General features: G+C 61.6%; 2 protein-coding genes. Both read left to right on the top strand.

The features are described from left to right. Positions 1-524 (top strand): acyltransferase (locus tag EN749_RS35870; RefSeq protein ID WP_145991182.1); only part of this gene is annotated, 524 nt, incomplete at its 5' end. Beyond that, positions 521-808 (top strand): hypothetical protein, encoded by a 288-nt coding sequence (locus EN749_RS35865; RefSeq protein WP_128364949.1) that lies wholly within the window; start codon positions 521-523, stop codon positions 806-808. The genes EN749_RS35870 and EN749_RS35865, both read left to right, overlap by 4 nt. Positions 809-1,319: the final 511 nt, after the last annotated feature.

Below are 1,319 nucleotides of genomic sequence, written 5' to 3'. Positions count from 1 at the left end.
CGTTCACGCTGCGGCCCTGGGGCGGGACGCTTTGGACGTTCCGCATCGATGCAATCGCGGTCGGGATGGCGATCGGAGCAACCATGGGCACAAGCGCATGGCCACGGCTGGCGGAGGACCTGCGGGCGATCGGTAACATGGAAACGGCGTTTTGGATGACGGTCGTAGCCTTCATGCTGGCGATCTTGCCGCCGGCGACACATGGCGCGGCGACTGCCGCACTGGCGCTGATGTGCGGGTGGATCGTGACAAGGGCGACCTTGCGGAATGGTTCTGTGAACTGGCCAGGACGGATTCTGCGCCACCTGGGAGACATCTCTTATGCCCTCTATCTGATCCATCTGCCGGTGCTGGCGCTGTTCAACTGGTCCCTTGGCCAATTCCTGGGCGCTCCGGCGACGGCAACGCTCTCGATCGCGATTGCGATCGGGCTGTCTCATGTGCTGACAGCGGCGATCGGAAATCCGCTCCGTCAGGTCGGCCGCCAATGGTCAAATCGAACAGTCCGGGAGGAGTCACCGTGACGGAAGAAAATCGTCAGTGGTCGCTTGGTGGTGAAGATGTCGATCAAATTCCGCGAGGAGCGACGGCGCTGGCGGAGCAGCTATTGACCGAGACCGAGGGCGATGCCGTGGCAGCGCTCGTCGCGGCATGCTGCGTCATTGGCGCTATGCGCTCGGCGGTATCGAGGGGTATGGTGCGCAACCGGTCGCCGTCAGGGGTCGATATCGCGCAAGTGCTGGACGTGTTCGTCCGAAGCGAGCCCCCAGCAGAAGAGCAGAACCTAACCGATAGGACCGTGAAGTAGCTACGATGTTGGGTGGCTGTGCGGCCTGCCGCTCGCTCCCCCCCAATGCTGAACGCACGATATCCGCGATTTGATCTTCGTGGTCAGGAATGCCGAGCGCTGACACTGATTGCCCCGGAACGGGATTGAACTAAAGCCTTGCGAAACGCTTTGGCCGAACGACAGATCGATCTCGCATAGCGAGTGCCTTTGAAATAGTCGCTCGCCGGGCTTGTTCTTCCTGAAAGGAAAAGTGCGGGAAGCACGATTTTTCGGCCGGAGGCGAGCGATGCGGCCTCTGTGCTAAAGGTCGCCATGACTGCTGGCGCGACCACACGCAATACGCTCGGAGTCGCCGAAGACGGCCGTCGCCATCTTCGAATGGTCTGGACGAAAGAGACGCGGCAGTGTGACGGCGGCCGCTTAGTATCGGTTGAGCCAGCCCTTGCTCTTGGGTGGCGAGGGTTCCTGATAAGCCCACGGGACGGATTTGTAGGACGGCCTCGGGTCTTGGACGCGCCAAGCCTTCTGC

The organism is Mesorhizobium sp. M7A.F.Ca.ET.027.02.1.1 (assembly GCF_004022985.1).
Classification (GTDB): Bacteria; Pseudomonadota; Alphaproteobacteria; order Rhizobiales; family Rhizobiaceae; genus Mesorhizobium.
Note: the sequence above shows the minus strand (reverse complement) of the source record. Positions and strands in the feature narration are given on the sequence as shown.